This is a genomic window from Vibrio sp. NFR (assembly GCF_027587095.1).
GTDB lineage: Bacteria > Pseudomonadota > Gammaproteobacteria > Enterobacterales > Vibrionaceae > Vibrio > Vibrio harveyi.
In genome coordinates, this window is the sequence record NZ_JAPPTN010000007.1 from 1 (window position 1) to 14,545 (window position 14,545).

A 14,545-nucleotide genomic window follows, 5' to 3' on the forward strand; every position below is an offset into this window, starting at 1 on the left:
GCTTTCTTAGGATCACCGCCTTGCTGTTCAGACGTTTCTGATTCTACAGGTTCGGTTGAATCCTCTTGTTGTGCTTTTTTCGCTTTAGCTCTGGCGATAGCTGCCGCGACGGCTGCTTTCTTGTCACCAGCTTCAGCAGGTGTTGATGTGTCTTCTTGCTGAGCTTTCTTGGCTTTTGCACGGGCAATAGCGGCTGCAACTGCAGACTTCTTATCGTCAGCATTATCCTCAGATGTGTCACCTTGCTCTTTTTGCGCTTTACGCTCACGAGCAATACGTTTGCGTTCTTCGCGTAGCTTCGCCATTTCTGAGTTATCAGGTTCTGCTGCGCCAGATTGAGCCGCTGCAGCTTGTTTTGCTTTTGCTTTGGCAATCGCGGCAGCAACCGCTGGTTTCACTGCTGGCTCGGCTTTCGCTTCAGCGTTCTCTTTTTGCGCTTTCACACGAGCGATCGCTGCTGCAATCGCATCGTCACCACCAGATGCTTTCATGTCTTTACGACGATCATCCGCGGCTTTCTTGAAGCGATTCTCACGTTCTGCTTTTTCGCGTTCCATACGCGCTTTTTTCTCTTCAAAGCGCAGTTTAGCTCGTTCAGCGGCTGCCGCTTCTTGAGCGCGAGTACGGATTTCAGCTTTCGCTTGACGATAATATTGAACCAGTGGAATCTCACTTGGACACACAAATGCACACGCACCACATTCAATACAGTCTTTTAAGTTCAGCTCTTCCAGCTTGTCGTATTCTTGGCTTTTCGCATACCACTGGAGCTGCTGTGGCAGTAGTGAGGCAGGGCATGCCTCAGCACATTGGCTACAACGAATGCATTCCATTTCGTGTTGGTCAGAGGCGATCTCACGACGTTTCGGTGCCAGAATACAGTTTGCCGTTTTAGTGATAGGAACCTGAGCGTGAGGTAGGGTAAAGCCCATCATTGGACCACCCATGATCAGACGCTGCAGTTTTTTATCTGCTTTGTAGCCAAACTCGTCTAAAAGTGCTTGTACTGGCGTGCCAAGAAGCGTCCAAACGTTACGTGGTTGTTTGAAGGTTTTACCTGTAAGCGTCACGATGCGATTGACCATAGGTTCGCCATCGTTCACTGCACGTTTAATTGAGTATAGAGAACCAACGTTTTGAACCAGGATGCCAATATCTGCAGGGATAGCGCCGCTAGGAACTTCTTTATTGGTCAAAATCTTGATGAGCTGCTTCTCACCACCAGAAGGGTATTTGGTTGGGATAACGCGGATCACGATGTCTTTGTTCATCGCCGCTTGTTCCAGTGCTTTGATTGCTGCTGGCTTGTTATCTTCAATACCGATGATGGTCAGTTTTGGCTTAAGGATATGCTCGACGATCTCGATCCCTTGGATCAATTCGTCAGCATGTTCTTGCATGAGTTTGTCATCGGCGGTGATGTAAGGCTCACATTCGGCTGCGTTGACAATAAGAATTTCGGTACGTGCGATACCCGATTGGATCTTCTTAGCAGTAGGGAAGCCTGCGCCACCCATGCCAGAGATACCAGCAAGGCGAATCACATCGATTAACGCATCAGCGGATTCTTGAGTGTAATCGGCAACGGGCGTTTTCTCACACCAAGCATCGTTACCATCAGGTGTAATCACTGCGCACAGTTCGCTCAAACCCGATGGGTGAGCAACGGTTCGTGGCTCAATAGCCGTCACTTGACCGGAAGTTGGTGCATGAACCGGAACGGTAAAGCCACTGTCTGACGCCGTTAGTTGCTGACCTTTCAACACCTTGTCGCCAACAGCAATTAATAGATTACCTGCTTTACCTATGTGTTGTTTTAGAGGTAGGACGATTTCCGACGGAATGGCTGCATGAACCAATTCAGTTTTGTTGGATTGCTTTTTGTTTTCTGCCGGATGCACGCCACCTGGGAAATCCCATAGCGAACCAGTACGAATTTGTTCAATCAAAGACAACATACGAAACCTTATTTAATTGAATCAGTCACGTTCGCTGCATTGGCAGCATCCGTAATGTTAACCACTGGAATGGCGTTAAGTTTCCACTTCCAGCTCTCTGTGGTGGTTTCCACAGGAATCATTTCAATACAGTCGGTTGGACAAGGAGCAACGCACAAGTCACAACCCGTACACTCGTCTTTGATAACGGTATGAAGCGCTTTGGTACCACCGACAATCGCATCCACAGGACATGCTTGAATGCACTTTGTACAACCGATACACATGTCTTCATGGATGAAGGCAACCGTTTTGACTTTGTTGTCGAGATCGTGTGCCGACTCTTCCGCTTCGACACCCATCAAATCCGCCAGTTTTTCAATGGTCGCTTGACCACCTGGGGGACACTTGTTGATTTGATCGCCGTTAGCAATCGCTTCTGCGTATGGACGACAACCTGGGTAGCCACACTGACCGCACTGAGTTTGAGGAAGAATAGAATCGATTTGATCGACGATCGGGTCGGCTTCTACTTTGAAGCGAATCGACGCAAAACCGAGTATGGCCCCAAATACAGCGGCAAGCGCTGCAAGGGCAATGATCGCAATTAAAATAGTACTCATTGTCTACTTCACCAAACCAGTAAAGCCCATGAAGGCAAGAGACATAAGACCTGCGGTGATCATTGCAATCGAAGCACCTTTAAACGGTACAGGTACGTCAGCTGCAGCAATACGTTCACGCATTGAGGCAAATAGGATCAATACCAAAGAGAAGCCAACTGCCGCACCAAAACCGTAAATGATCGATTCAATGAAGTTGTGGTTTTCATTGATGTTAAGCAGGGCAACACCCAAAACAGCACAGTTCGTTGTAATCAATGGTAGGAAGATACCCAACAGACGATAAAGCGTCGGGCTGGTTTTGTGCACGACCATTTCGGTGAACTGTACAACAACAGCGATCACCAAAATAAAGCTCATGGTTCGTAGATATTCGATGCCCAGTGGACGTAAAACATAGCTTTCCACTAAGTATGCACACACAGACGCGAGCGTTAGTACAAAAGTTGTAGCTAAGCCCATGCCAATTGCTGTTTCCAGTTTTTTAGACACGCCCATAAAAGGACACAAGCCCAAAAACTTCACCAGTACAAAGTTGTTCACCAGCACAGTGCCGACCAACAACAAAATATATTCGGTCATAGTTATTACGTTCTTAAAATCCGATCCCAATATTATCGTGTTTTGTGACACCAATAACAACCAAAGAACGGTGTGGTTTTATGCACCCGATGGAAAATTATACGTGTATGTGATGTGAGTGGATGGATTAATAAGAAATTGAAAAGTTTGGTGAATGGTTGTTAACAAAGGAAAACGCAATTTTTGTTACTGATTTAACGCACGCTTTGCTGGCGGCTTCACTCTTCATTTCTTGGATAAAACGAAATAGAAAATGCTCATACCCCTAATGGGCTAGGGGGATGAGCTAAGGTTAACGTTTCTAAATTGACTTACAGTTTTTCTGTAAAGGTGCGGCTGATAACGTCTTGTTGCTGCTCTCTCGTTAGCGAGTTAAAACGCACTGCGTAACCAGACACTCGAATCGTCAATTGAGGGTATTTTTCAGGATGTTCAACCGCATCTAACAGCATCTCTCGGTTGAGAACATTAACATTGAGATGCTGACCACCTTCAATCGCAATAGCCTCATTGCTTGCTTCATGATGGAAGTACCCATCCATTAGTGCTGCAAGGTTCTTCTTCTGGCTTGACTCATCTTTACCTAATGCATTGGGTACAATTGAGAAGGTGTAAGAAATGCCATCTTTCGCGTAAGCAAACGGCAGTTTGGCAACCGAAGCTAACGAAGCAACCGCTCCTTTTTCATCACGACCATGCATTGGGTTTGCACCTGGACCAAACGGCATACCTGCGCGGCGACCATCTGGCGTGTTACCCGTTTTTTTGCCGTAAACCACGTTAGATGTGATGGTTAGGATCGACTGAGTTGGCACAGCTTCACGATAAGTGTGCATCTTCTGAATTTTTTTCATGAAGCGCTCTACTAGATCACAAGCGATGTCATCAACGCGTGGATCATTGTTACCGAATTTCGGGTAGTCGCCTTCGATTTCAAAATCAACGGCGATGCCATTCTCGTCGCGAATCGGTTTCACTGTTGCGAATTTGATTGCAGCTAAAGAGTCTGCCACCACAGATAGACCCGCAATACCACACGCCATGGTTCGATGTACGTCACGATCCATCAGTGCCATTAATGACGCTTCGTAGCTGTAACGGTCATGCGAGTAATGGATGATGTTCAACGCAGTGACATATTGAGTCGCTAACCATTCCAACATGTTATCGAAGCGCGGCATTAGTGCGTCAAAGTCGAGAATTTCATCTTGAACTTTTTCTACAGATGGACCTACTTGCGCTTTAGATTTCTCGTCTATGCCGCCGTTGATTGTGTATAGCAGCGCTTTTGCAAGGTTGGCTCGTGCGCCAAAGAACTGCATGTGTTGACCAACAATCTGTGGACTCACACAACAAGCTATCGCGTAATCGTCGTTATTGAAATCTGGGCGCATCAGATCGTCGTTTTCGTACTGAACGGAAGACGTATCAATTGACACTTTTGCTGCGTATTGCTTAAACGTCTCTGGTAATTGCTCTGACCACAGGATCGTCATGTTTGGCTCTGGTGCTGGTCCCATAGTATGCAATGTATGTAAGTAGCGGAATGTCGTTTTAGTTACGAGCGTGCGACCATCTACCCCCATCCCAGCCATGGCTTCTGTTGCCCAGATTGGGTCGCCAGAAAACAATGAATCGTATTCTGGTGTACGCAGGAAGCGAACCATGCGCAATTTCATGATGAAGTGGTCGATCATCTCTTGCGCTTGTGACTCATCAATCAAACCATTTGCGATATCGCGTTCTAGGTAAACGTCTAAGAAGGTTGATGTTCGACCCAATGACATTGCAGCGCCATTTTGTGATTTAACCGCCGCTAGGTAGCCAAAGTAGGTAAATTGAATCGCTTCTTGTGCTGTTTTTGCGGGTAGCGACATATCAATGCCGTATTTCAGACCCATTTGACGAATGTCTTCAAGTGCTTGAACTTGATCGGCAATCTCTTCACGCAGGCGAAGTGTCTTTTCAAGATCACTGCCACGCTCTAGGAAAGTTTGAGTTGAGTTGTATTGCTCTTTTTTATCTGCTTTTAAGAATTCGATACCGTAAAGGGCGATACGTCGGTAATCACCGATGATACGTCCACGACCATAAGCATCTGGAAGACCAGTAATGATGCCTGATTTACGACACGCTAGGATCTCTTTGGTGTACAGATCGAAACACGCTTTGTTGTGAGTTTTGCGGTATTCGGTGAAGATCTTTTCTACGGTTGGGTCTAGCTCTCGACCGTACACTTCGCACGAGTTTTTCACCATACGAATGCCGCCATTGGCGATAATGGCACGTTTGAGTGGCTGTTCGGTTTGTAAGCCAACGATCTTTTCTAAATCTTTGTTGATGTAACCCGCATCGTGAGAAGTAATTGTTGATGGCAGAGCGGTATCGAAATCAACAGGCGCGTGTGTGCGGCTTTCTTGTTTAATGCCTTCAAGCACTTGGTTCCACAATGCTGACGTAGATTCACTTACCTCAGCTAAGAAGGACTCGTCTCCTTCATAAGGGGTGTAGTTTTTTTGGATGAAGTCACGAGTGTTGACAGCATTTTGCCATTCACCAGCAGCGAATCCAGTCCATGCGTCAAGCATATCAGTCGTCGGAATAGTCATTAGTAAATCCCTAAGTTATTGATAAATAGAATGGAGGCGACGAGTAGGACGGAACCATTCTTAACCCTTTCAATCGTATGGACTTACAATCTATGAGTAAAATGAATGCTTTTCATTTTTCAAATGATTAAAATGCATTAATATTTAAATCATGGGTTTATGGTTGGCTTTTGCTTTTGGAACCACACATTTAATGCTTGGTATCGTGAATTTATCGGCGAATTAAAAGTAAAACAGAGTAATGAGCAGATTTGCCGTCATTCGAATTAGGAAGAAGCGGTGTGTATGAAGAGATTGTGTAACTGTATTTACTAAGCTTATTTGTGCTGAGATTCTAGAGGAGCAGATACGAAAAAGCCGCGTCTTTCGACACGGCTTTGTCTGGAATTTGGCTCCTCCTGCTGGATTCGAACCAGCGACCTGCGGATTAACAGTCCGTCGCTCTACCAACTGAGCTAAGGAGGAATTGCTTTGCTTGAAAGCGGGTCGAATCTTACCGAGCACCTATATTTCTGTCAACACCTAAAAAACACATTTCTAGTAAAAAATAATGGAATTTTATCTTTACTTTCTTGTAATCCTTGCCAGTAAAGGGCTGGAGTTACTTATCCACCAAATTTGTGGATAACTATGTTGATGAGATCTGAGTAAAGATCTTTTATATGCAACAGTGTTGTTTTGTTTTGAATTTTTAAGCAGAAATAGGCACTGAATAAGCAAATAAAACAGTGATTTATTTAGATTGACGCAGAATTAGTTAAAGTGGATAAAATTTAGCCTTTTGGGGATAAAGGATAATATTAGGTCTTTCTGGGGAAAAGTTGTGGAAACTAAATTGTGATGATTTGGGGAGTATCACCAAGTAGGGCGAAAGACTATAACAGAGTCACCAGACTAAGGCTAGATCAAAATAGAGAAAGCACAAAAATTAGTAACAATGAGCTATAAATCTAAAATAGACGTAGATTTCATCTAATAAGGTGTATATATATACAGCCAAAGTGCAGTAAATTTGAGGAAGGGTATGAGTAAAGTTTATGAACTGGTCTCTGAGTATCAACCATCTGGTGATCAGCCAACCGCTATCAAACAGTTATTGGAAGGGTTAGACGCAGGTCTTGCTCATCAGACGCTATTGGGTGTAACTGGCTCAGGTAAAACATTCACGTTGGCAAATGTGATTGCGCAAGCGCAGCGTCCTGCCATCCTCCTTGCACCAAACAAAACGCTGGCAGCTCAGCTGTATGGTGAGATGAAAGCCTTCTTCCCAAATAATGCTGTAGAGTACTTCGTCTCTTACTATGATTACTACCAACCCGAAGCATACGTTCCAACGACGGACACCTTTATTGAAAAGGATGCTTCAGTTAACGCTCATATTGAGCAAATGCGTTTATCGGCCACTAAAGCCTTACTAGAACGTAAAGATGCGATCATCGTAGCGTCGGTATCGGCTATTTATGGTTTGGGTGATCCGGAATCGTATCTGCAAATGATGTTGCACCTGCGTCGTGGAGATGTGATTGATCAGCGTGATATGCTGCGCCGTCTTGCAGAGTTGCAATATTCTCGCAATGACGTTGCATTCGAACGTGGTCAGTTCCGCGTTCGTGGTGAAGTGATTGATATCTTTCCGGCAGAATCAGACCAAGATGCGGTCCGTGTCGAAATGTTTGATGATGAAGTGGATTGCATTAGCGTATTCGACCCTCTGACTGGAGTGGTGAAACAGCGTGACTTACCACGTTATACCATCTATCCAAAGACTCACTATGTGACTCCGCGTGAGCGTATCCTTGATGCGATTGAAAGCATCAAAGATGAGCTTGAAGTTCGCAAGAAGCAGTTGCTAGATAACAACAAGCTTCTAGAAGAGCAACGCATCAGCCAACGAACTCAGTTCGATATTGAGATGATGAACGAGCTAGGCTTCTGTTCAGGTATCGAAAACTACTCCCGTTACTTAAGTGGTCGAGCGGAGGGTGAGCCGCCCCCAACACTATTCGATTACTTACCTCATGATGGTTTACTGATCATCGACGAATCGCACGTTACGGTTCCACAAATTGGTGCGATGTATAAAGGTGACCGTTCGCGTAAAGAGACGTTGGTGGAGTTTGGCTTCCGTTTACCTTCAGCATTGGATAACCGTCCGATGAAGTTTGAAGAATTTGAGGCGATTTCTCCACAGACGATATTTGTATCAGCGACACCAGGTAACTACGAGCTGGAAAAATCAGCCGATGAGATTGCTGATCAGGTTGTACGCCCAACGGGTCTGCTCGATCCGGAATTGGAAGTACGTCCGGTATCGACTCAAGTTGATGACTTGTTGTCTGAAATTCGCATTCGAGCGGCGAAAGATGAGCGTGTTCTGGTGACGACGTTAACCAAGCGTATGGCAGAAGACTTGACCGAATACCTTCACGAGCACGATGTAAAAGTTCGATACCTTCACTCAGATATCGACACCGTTGAGCGTGTCGAAATTATTCGCGACCTTCGTTTAGGTGAGTTCGACGTGTTGGTAGGGATCAACTTGTTGCGAGAAGGTCTCGATATGCCCGAAGTATCGCTGGTGGCGATCTTGGATGCAGATAAAGAAGGCTTCTTGCGTTCAGAGCGTTCATTGATTCAGACCATTGGGCGTGCAGCTCGTAACATCAAAGGAAAAGCGATTCTTTACGCAGATTCGATCACTAAATCGATGAAGAAAGCAATGGACGAAACGGACCGTCGTCGTGAGAAGCAAAAGGCATATAACGCAGAGATGGGCATTGAGCCTCAAGCCTTGAAGCGCAATATCAAAGACATTATGGAGCTGGGGGATATCACTAAGTCCAAACGTCAACGGAACACTAAACAAGTTCCGTTATCGAAAGTGGCAGAGCCTTCGCAAACCTACGAAATTATGTCTCCACAGCAGTTGGAGAAAGAGATCAGTCGTCTAGAAGCGGCGATGTACCAACATGCTCAAGATCTGGAATTTGAATTAGCAGCGCAAAAGCGTGACGAGATTGAGAAGTTACGCGAGCAGTTCATCGCTAACAGTTGATTGATTGCTTCATTTCATGCCCAAGTGTTTGTGTTTACATAAATTGCTTGGGCACTTTCTTTCCCCATACTCAACAGACAAAAAAGAAGCCAATAGGCAGTCGGATCTATTGGCTCGTTTTGTGAACATATCGTTCACTAACAACGTCAGTTGGCTAGGTGACCCGAGGGGTCATTAGTTTAAGAGCATGGTTTGTGCCATAATTTAACCTGTTGATATTCGGTTTAGTTTATTTAGAATACCCACAATCTTACGAATGATTATTTGCAAAATGCAAAGCGTAATGCGATTATTATTTAAAACACAACAAAAAATCGGCTAGGCTATGCAACAAATAACAGAAGGTCAAAAGTCTCGTTATCTACTAATGGTAGAAGACACCGCATCTGTCGCGGCATTGTACCGTTCTTACCTAACGCCACTCGGCATCGATATCAATATTGTTGGTACAGGCAGAGACGCAATCGAAAGTCTGAACCACCGTATTCCTGATCTTATTCTGCTCGATCTTCGTCTACCTGATATGACGGGGATGGATGTATTGCACGCAGTGAAGAAAAGTCATCCAGACGTGCCAATTATCTTTATGACTGCCCATGGCTCTATCGATACTGCGGTAGAAGCAATGCGTCATGGTTCTCAAGATTTCTTAATTAAACCATGTGAAGCTGACCGTTTACGCGTCACGGTAAATAATGCGATCCGTAAAGCTACCAAGCTTAAAAATGAAGCGGATAATCCGGGCAACCAAAATTACCAAGGCTTTATCGGCAGTAGCCAAACCATGCAGCAGGTTTACCGCACTATTGACTCGGCGGCGAGCAGTAAAGCAAGTATTTTCATCACGGGTGAAAGTGGTACTGGTAAAGAGGTGTGTGCCGAGGCAATTCACGCAGCAAGCAAACGTGGTGATAAGCCGTTTATCGCCATTAACTGTGCTGCCATCCCTAAAGATCTGATTGAGAGCGAGCTATTTGGTCACGTAAAAGGTGCATTTACTGGCGCGGCAAATGACCGACAAGGTGCGGCTGAGCTTGCTGACGGTGGCACTTTGTTTCTTGATGAGCTTTGTGAGATGGACCTAGACCTCCAGACAAAGTTACTAAGATTCATTCAAACGGGGACGTTCCAAAAAGTCGGTTCTTCGAAGATGAAGAGTGTGGACGTACGTTTTGTTTGCGCAACGAACCGCGACCCTTGGAAGGAAGTGCAAGAAGGGCGTTTTCGTGAAGACTTGTACTATCGTTTGTACGTGATCCCATTGCACCTTCCACCGCTGCGTGAGCGTGGCGAAGATGTAATTGAGATTGCTTATTCGTTGCTTGGTTATATGTCTCACGAAGAAGGCAAAAGCTTCATCCGCTTCTCGCAAGAGGTGATTGATAGGTTCAATAGTTATGAATGGCCGGGTAACGTTCGTCAGTTGCAAAACGTACTGCGCAACATTGTGGTATTGAACAACGGCAAAGAGATTACGTTAGACATGCTGCCACCGCCGTTGAACCAGCCAGTGGTTCGTCAATCGGCATCAAAATTTATTGAACCTGACATTTTGACGGTGTCAGACATTATGCCGCTTTGGATGACTGAGAAAATGGCCATCGAGCAGGCGATTCAAGCGTGTGATGGCAATATTCCACGCGCTGCGGGCTACTTAGATGTCAGCCCATCGACGATTTATCGCAAGTTGCAAGCTTGGAATAGCAGGGACGAAAAACAAAACGTATGAGTATGAACGTATTAAATCAGCAAAAGATTGAAGAGCTGTCTGCTGAGATAGGCAGTGATAATGTGCCCGTTTTGCTTGATATTTTTTTAGGGGAAATGGACACCTATATAACCCGATTATCTGATCTTAAAGGCAATGAGCAATTGATCTATTTGAAAGAGATCAGCCACGCACTCAAAAGCAGTGCCGCAAGCTTTGGTGCAGATCGACTGTGTGATTTGGCTATTGCGATCGACCGAAAAGCGAAGTCGAATCAGTTAGCCGAGCAGGGTGAGGATGCCACAGAAATGCTCGCTTTGCTTGATGTCACACGCGATGCCTATCGCTCTTGGACAAACTAGCGCTTTGTTGACGCTATTCAATGAGCACTAAAACATAAAGCCCTTCCGGTGTGGAAGGGCTTTTTCATTCGATCAAATTGCTCTAGCTGGAGTCGTTTTCTCGATGCGAACTTTCTAGTTCGACGGCAACTGGTTTTCAATCGCAAGTTTGAGCTTGTCTCGATCATGACGCCAATCGCGATTAGTAGAAGCTAACGACTCGGTGACCACATTCCAGTTCTCAAGCACCTCTGGCTCTGTTTCTTCTGCCAATACGACATCAATCTTTCTTCCTTGGCAAGCGCGCTCGCACCACTCGAGTTTTTGCTTCATTGTCATACGCCCAGCAGGACCATACTCTGGACTCAAGTTGGCGACAAAAATCACTTTTGCAGTTTGATTTGCGGCAATAGCTTTACCCAATTCAGGTAGGAGCAGTGGCGGCATAATGCTTGTTAAGAAACTTCCGGGACCAAGAATGATGGCGTCAGCTTCAGCAAGCGCTGTCACAGCTTCTTTGGTTGCGGGAACTTCTGGTGATAGATCGAGGCGACGCAAATCGGTATCCATCTCATCGACGTTGGTTTCGCCTGTAACCCATTGCCCATCGACCGATAATGCGGTGAGATCGGAAGGGTGCTCAGACATAGGAAGAATGTTGACGTCGACTTTCAACATATTGCGAATAAGGTTAATCGCTTCTAATGGGCGTACCGATAGGTTATCCAGAGCGGTCAGCATTAGGTTACCTAGGTTGTGTCCGTCGAGTTCGCCAGTACCTTTGAAGCGATATTCGAACATCATGGAACTGATTGATGGTTCAGTGATCAACTGGTTGATACAGTTACGCGTATCACCCCATGCAATCCCCCCTTGGCAATGGCGAATACGACCGGTTGAACCGCCATTGTCGGTTGTAGCAACAATGCCAGTTGCATTGCTGCCAAAATCTTTTAATGCTGCCAACATACGGCCTAGACCGTGACCACCACCAACTGCGACCACTTTCTTATCGGTGTAGATATTCATTACGTTCTTCTAATAATCTTGTAAAAAACGACTACAATTTAACTTAATGAGTGCCAAAGGGGTACTCACTAAGCGGTAAATTGTGTTTCTAGAGAGTTTTTTATCACTCAAGTCTGGATTCCATTACAAATATTAAGTATTTTACACGGCAAAGCTATCAGGGGTTTACCTCCTCTGGTTGCCATAACTCCGAGCTCACTATGCTAAGTCTAAGGATAGGCGTTTTGAGCCAGTGACATTCTGTCACAAGGGCATAATTGGAAATGATTATGCCTCCCGTGTTTGGAAAGGTGTTCCGTGGCGCAACAATTCGAAGACAAATTTCATCGTAAGTTCTATTACTTGCGTCTGTCTGTGACTGACGTATGTAATTTCAAATGTACCTATTGCCTTCCTGACGGCTACAAGCCATCGGGCAATAAAAACTCGTCTTTTTTATCTCTCCCTGAGATCAAGCGTGTCGTAAGAGCGTTTGCAGATTGTGGTACCTCAAAGGTCCGCATCACAGGTGGTGAGCCGAGTTTACGCAAAGACTTTACTGACATTATCCACTCTGTCGCAACGACGCCTGGCATCAAAAAAGTCGCTACAACGACTAATGGCTACCGCATGGCGAAACAGGTTGCTGATTGGCGTGAAGCTGGACTGACTAATATTAATGTTAGTGTGGATAGCCTTGACCCCCGCATGTTCCATCAAATTACTGGTGAAAATAAGTTCACTGAGGTGATGAATGGTATCGAGCGCGCATTTGAAGTGGGTTATGAGCAAGTCAAAGTTAACGTGGTGCTGATGAAAGACCTCAACCACAGTGAGTTGCCTGCTTTTCTTAACTGGATTAAAGACCGTCCAATCCAATTGCGTTTTATTGAGTTAATGCAAACAGGAGAAATGGATGAGTTGTTTGCTAAGCACCATGTCTCTGGTGTTGCGATCCGAAATCAATTAATCGCCAACGGTTGGTTACTGAAAGTCCGTTCTCATAATGATGGACCTGCTCAGGTTTTCGTTCATCCTGATTACAAGGGTGAAATTGGTCTTATCATGCCTTATGAAAAAGACTTCTGTGAGAGCTGTAACCGACTTCGTGTCTCGGCTATGGGTAAACTGCATCTTTGTCTGTTCGGTGAACATGGCGTGGAGTTACGTGACCTGTTAGAGCGCGACGAGCAAGAAAGCGAATTGATTGAACGTATTCAGGCACAGTTGCAAACGAAATCCGTAAGTCACTTCTTGCACGATGGCAACACTGGTATGACGCCGCATCTTGCGTCTATCGGCGGTTAACTCCAATCAGATTTCACATCAGGAGCAGACGTGGCTTCTGATGATTTTTCCAGAATCGATACCTTGCGTATCAAAAAGCAAATTAAAGAATAGGTGAACAAATGGGTCACGCTGAAAGCAAATTTCAACCAGCAAACATTGCCGTTCTAACGGTATCTGACACTCGTACTGAAGAAAACGACACCTCTGGTGGTTACCTAGTTGAACACGCGAAGGAAGCAGGTCATAACGTCGTTGATAAGCAAATCGTAATTGACGATATGTACAAGATCCGTGCGATCGTTTCCCAGTGGATTGCGGATGAAAACGTACAAGCAATCATGATCACTGGTGGTACTGGTTTCACTTCACGCGACAGCACTCCAGAAGCGCTTAAGCCTCTATTCGATAAAGAAGTAGAAGGCTTTGGTGAGCTGTTCCGTTTGGTTTCTTATGAAGAAATTGGTACTTCAACCATTCAATCTCGTGCGATTGCTGGTTTCGCTAACCACACTGTTATCTTTGCAATGCCTGGCTCTACAGGTGCGTGCCGCACAGGGTGGACGAAGATCATCAAGCAACAACTAGATGCAAGTCATCGTCCTTGCAACTTTATGCCACACCTATCTGTATAACCTTTCCTAAAAGCGAAGGAAAAACCATGACCCAATTTACACATATCAATGCGTCTGGCGAAGCGAACATGGTCGACGTATCAGCGAAAGCGGAAACGGTTCGTGAGGCGCGTGCAGAAGCATTCGTTCACATGGCACCTGAAACTCTGCAATTGATTGTTTCTGGCCAACATCATAAAGGTGATGTGTTTGCAACTGCACGCATCGCTGGTATTCAAGCGGCAAAAAAAACGTGGGACCTAATTCCACTTTGCCATCCTCTATTGCTTTCGAAAGTAGAAGTACAACTTGAAGCAATTGAAGCTGAGAGCATGGTACGCATTGAATCCGTTTGCAAGCTAGCAGGTAAAACTGGTGTTGAAATGGAAGCGCTAACGGCAGCTTCTGTAGCTGCATTGACGATTTACGATATGTGTAAAGCGGTACAAAAAGACATGGTTATTGGTCAAGTTCGTCTTCTAGAGAAGACGGGTGGTAAATCTGGTCACTTCAAGGCGGAATAATGATTAAAGTTCTTTTCTTTGCTCAAACGCGTGAACTGGTTGGTATCGATGCGCTTGAGCTCGATGATCAATTCAACAATGTTGAAGCGATTCGTGCTCACTTGGTTGAAATTGGTGAAGGTACAGAAGGTAAGTGGGATCTCGCCCTTGAGCCTGGTAAATTGCTCGCTGCAGTAAACCAATCTATTGTCCCACTGGATACTGAAGTGAAAGAGGGTGATGAAGTTGCTTTCTTCCCTCCAGTGACAGGAGGTTAA

At 45.3% G+C, this 14,545-nt stretch carries 12 protein-coding genes, 1 tRNA gene and 1 riboswitch; of the genes, 7 read left to right on the forward strand and 6 right to left on the reverse strand.

The window, feature by feature from the left end; translation table 11 throughout:
• The 5 genes from rsxC to OH463_RS14450 form a co-directional block, all read right to left on the reverse strand.
• A partial coding sequence (rsxC, locus tag OH463_RS14430) for an electron transport complex subunit RsxC (protein ID WP_269991520.1) occupies positions 1-1,958 on the reverse strand: 1,958 nt, incomplete at its 3' end.
• Positions 1,959-1,966: 8 nt separating this feature from the next.
• Positions 1,967-2,560 (reverse strand): electron transport complex subunit RsxB, encoded by a 594-nt coding sequence (gene rsxB, locus OH463_RS14435; protein WP_029790465.1) that lies wholly within the window; start codon positions 2,558-2,560, stop codon positions 1,967-1,969.
• A gap of 3 nt (positions 2,561-2,563) precedes the next feature.
• A complete protein-coding gene (rsxA, locus tag OH463_RS14440) occupies positions 2,564-3,142 on the reverse strand; it encodes an electron transport complex subunit RsxA (RefSeq protein ID WP_005425202.1) in 579 nt (192 codons plus the stop codon).
• Positions 3,143-3,453: 311 nt separating this feature from the next.
• A complete protein-coding gene (pflB, locus tag OH463_RS14445; protein WP_050941048.1) occupies positions 3,454-5,751 on the reverse strand; it encodes a formate C-acetyltransferase in 2,298 nt (765 codons plus the stop codon).
• A gap of 389 nt (positions 5,752-6,140) precedes the next feature.
• Positions 6,141-6,216, reverse strand: a tRNA-Asn gene (locus OH463_RS14450).
• 559 nt (positions 6,217-6,775) lie between these two features.
• Here OH463_RS14450 and uvrB point away from each other — a divergent pair.
• The 3 genes from uvrB to luxU all read left to right on the forward strand — a co-directional run bounded on the left by uvrB (position 6,776) and on the right by luxU (position 10,876).
• Positions 6,776-8,806, forward strand: a complete 2,031-nt coding sequence (gene uvrB / locus OH463_RS14455; protein ID WP_005444695.1) for an excinuclease ABC subunit UvrB — start codon at positions 6,776-6,778, stop codon at positions 8,804-8,806.
• Between the two features lie 325 nt (positions 8,807-9,131).
• A complete protein-coding gene (gene luxO, locus OH463_RS14460; RefSeq protein ID WP_005444697.1) occupies positions 9,132-10,535 on the forward strand; it encodes a quorum-sensing sigma-54 dependent transcriptional regulator LuxO in 1,404 nt (467 codons plus the stop codon).
• Positions 10,532-10,876 carry a quorum-sensing phosphorelay protein LuxU gene (gene luxU / locus OH463_RS14465; RefSeq protein WP_005444699.1) on the forward strand — a complete coding sequence of 115 codons (345 nt, stop codon included), beginning with the start codon at positions 10,532-10,534 and terminating at the stop codon, positions 10,874-10,876. Before luxO ends, luxU begins: the two co-directional genes overlap by 4 nt.
• Before the next feature lie 114 nt (positions 10,877-10,990).
• Here luxU and OH463_RS14470 read toward each other — a convergent pair whose 3' ends face one another.
• Positions 10,991-11,884 (reverse strand): YvcK family protein, encoded by an 894-nt coding sequence (locus OH463_RS14470; RefSeq protein WP_005444701.1) that lies wholly within the window; start codon positions 11,882-11,884, stop codon positions 10,991-10,993.
• A gap of 175 nt (positions 11,885-12,059) precedes the next feature.
• Positions 12,060-12,193, forward strand: a riboswitch (molybdenum cofactor riboswitch).
• Between OH463_RS14470 and moaA the strand changes: the two genes are divergently transcribed.
• The 4 genes from moaA to moaD all read left to right on the forward strand — a co-directional run bounded on the left by moaA (position 12,182) and on the right by moaD (position 14,545).
• Positions 12,182-13,171, forward strand: coding sequence for a GTP 3',8-cyclase MoaA (gene moaA, locus OH463_RS14475; RefSeq protein WP_005444703.1), 990 nt, complete (start codon positions 12,182-12,184; stop codon positions 13,169-13,171). Its footprint overlaps the riboswitch before it by 12 nt.
• A gap of 101 nt (positions 13,172-13,272) precedes the next feature.
• A complete protein-coding gene (gene moaB, locus OH463_RS14480; protein ID WP_005433210.1) occupies positions 13,273-13,785 on the forward strand; it encodes a molybdenum cofactor biosynthesis protein B in 513 nt (170 codons plus the stop codon).
• Positions 13,786-13,811: 26 nt separating this feature from the next.
• On the forward strand, positions 13,812-14,288 hold the full coding sequence (gene moaC, locus OH463_RS14485; RefSeq protein ID WP_050908866.1) for a cyclic pyranopterin monophosphate synthase MoaC: 477 nt from the start codon (positions 13,812-13,814) through the stop codon (positions 14,286-14,288).
• Positions 14,288-14,545 (forward strand): molybdopterin synthase sulfur carrier subunit, encoded by a 258-nt coding sequence (moaD, locus tag OH463_RS14490; protein WP_005444716.1) that lies wholly within the window; start codon positions 14,288-14,290, stop codon positions 14,543-14,545. Before moaC ends, moaD begins: the two co-directional genes overlap by 1 nt.